Source organism: Streptomyces sp. NRRL B-24572 (assembly GCF_002156145.1).
Classification (GTDB): domain Bacteria; phylum Actinomycetota; class Actinomycetes; order Streptomycetales; family Streptomycetaceae; genus Streptomyces; species Streptomyces vietnamensis.
This window is the reverse complement of the sequence record NZ_MWIG01000972.1, coordinates 1-2,249: the sequence shown is the minus strand read 5'-3', so window position 1 is coordinate 2,249 and position 2,249 is coordinate 1. Positions and strand designations below refer to the sequence as shown.

Below are 2,249 nucleotides of genomic sequence, written 5' to 3'. Positions count from 1 at the left end.
GGGCGCCGGCACCGCGGGCCGCCTCGGCGTCCTCGACGCCAGCGAGTGCCCGCCCACCTTCAACACCGACCCCTCGCAGGTCGTCGGCCTCATCGCGGGCGGCCCGTCCGCCATGGTCAAGGCCGTCGAGGGCGCCGAGGACTCCAAGGAACTCGCGGTGGCCGACCTGACCGCCCTCGGGCTCACCGCCGACGACACCGTCGTCGGCATCTCCGCCTCCGGCCGCACCCCGTACGCCGTCGGCGCCGTCGAGCACGCCCGCGCCCACGGCGCCCTGACCATCGGCCTCTCCTGCAACGCGGACAGCGCGCTCGCCGCCGCCGCCGAGCACGGCATCGAGGTCGTCCCCGGCCCCGAGCTCCTCACCGGCTCCACCCGCCTCAAGGCCGGCACCGCCCAGAAGCTCGTCCTCAACATGATCTCGACCATCACGATGATCCGCCTCGGCAAGACCTACGGAAACCTGATGGTCGACGTCCGCGCCTCCAACGACAAGCTCCAGGCCCGCTCGCGGCGGATCGTCGCCCTCGCCACCGGCGCGCCCGACGAGCAGATCGAGACGGCGCTCGCCGCCGCCGACGGCGAGGTGAAGACCGCGATCCTGATGATCCTCGCCGACGTCGACGCCGAGACCGCCGAGCAGCGGCTGACCGCCTCCCGGGGCCACCTGCGCGCGGCACTGCACGCGTAGGGTCCGTCACCGGCAGAGAACGTCCTCCGCCGGCCGCACGCCCTCCGTCAGGAAGCGGGTCACCGCGCGGTCGCCACAGGCGTTCCCGTTGCCGAGGTAGACCGCGTGGCCGCCCTTGTCGACCGAGACGAGGCGCGCCTGGTCGCCGAAGGCCGCGCGCATCCTCAGGCCGGCGGAGTGCGGGGTCGACGGGTCGCGCAGGTTCTGGATCATGAGCACGTTGGACGGGCCCCGGTCGGTGATCCGGGTCGGCTTCTCCACCGCGCCGCCCTTCCAGAAGGCGCAGGGCGTGATGTTCGCGGGCATGCCCGCGGTCAGCGGGTACCGCTCCCGGTCGGCGGCGACGGCCCGCTCGTACGCCGGTACGGAACGGGGCCAGTCCACGTCGTTGCAGATCACGCCCACGCTGACGGTCGCCGCCTCGTCGGGCATGGGCCCGGCCAGCTCGGGCGGCAGCACGGGGACGCCCGCCGGGTCGAGGGCCTGGGCCACGAGGCGGGCGAAGGCGGGGAAGGAGGCGTCGGAGTAGAGGGCCTGCTGGAGGGCCTGGCGCAGGACGGTGCCGTTCAGCGGTACGCCGGGGGTGGCCGAGGCGCGCGGCTCACGATCGAGCCGGGCGGCGAGGTCGAGGAACAACGGCCTTACGTCCTCGGGGCGTTCGGCGAGCCGCAGGCCCTCCGGGCGCGCCGGGTCGGACGCCCAGGCGGCGAAGTCGGGGAAACGGTCCTCGGCACCGCGCGCCATGCCCGCGAGCCAGCCCTGCGCGACGTGCTTCGGGTCGGGGTCGGCGCTGCTGTCGAGGACCCAGCGGTCGGTGCGCTCCGGGAACTTCTGGGCGTACACGGCGGCCACGTACGTCCCGTACGAGACGGCCCACGCGGACAGCTTCCGCTCGCCGAGCGCCTGCCGCAGCCGGTCGAGGTCCCGCACCTGATTGGCCGTGGTGAGGCTGCGGACCATCGCACCACCGTTCCGCGCACAGTCCTCGGCCATCCGGCGGGAGCGGGCCACGTTCTCGCCGATGCCGCCGTCGGCGGCGGGCCAGGACCGCAGGGTCACCAGGCGCCGGTCGTCCTCGTCGAAGCCGCACCGGGCCTTGGCGGAGCCGCCGACCCCGCGCGGGTCGAAGGCGACGAGGTCGTACGCGCCGTTCACCTCCTGCGCGAGGGCGGCCCCCTTCTGCCCGAGCCGCTGCACACCGGAACTCCCCGGACCGCCGGGGATCACCATGAGCGTTCCGCGCCGCGCCTCGGGCCGGGTGCTGCGCAGCCGGGCGACGGCGAGGCCGATCTGCTCGCCGTCGGGGTCGGCGTAGTCGAGGGGGACGGAGAGCGTGGCGCACTGCTGCCCGGGCAGCGGCTTCACGGCGGGGTCGCAGTCGCCCCATTCGAGCCCGGCGGCAGCGGCGGCGGGGGCGACCCCGCCCCCGACGAGTCCGACCCCGGCCACGGCGGCGACGGAGAGGGCGAGCATCAGGGCCTTGCGTCCACGGTTCGTTGTCATGCGCACAGCCTCGCGGACGGGGTCCCGGGGCCCCATCCGCGAGGCTGTGCGCATG

General features: G+C 75.0%; 2 protein-coding genes. One reads left to right on the top strand and one right to left on the bottom strand.

From position 1 onward, the window contains the following. Positions 1-691 (top strand): N-acetylmuramic acid 6-phosphate etherase (murQ, locus tag CCN56_RS39035; RefSeq protein WP_086832356.1); only part of this gene is annotated, 691 nt, incomplete at its 5' end. A gap of 6 nt (positions 692-697) precedes the next feature. On the opposite strand, the gene CCN56_RS39030 is transcribed toward murQ, so the two are convergent. Beyond that, the gene (locus CCN56_RS39030) at positions 698-2,194 is read right to left on the bottom strand and encodes an alpha/beta hydrolase (protein ID WP_086832357.1); all 1,497 of its coding nucleotides are present in this window, start codon (positions 2,192-2,194) and stop codon (positions 698-700) included. Positions 2,195-2,249 lie beyond the last annotated feature (55 nt).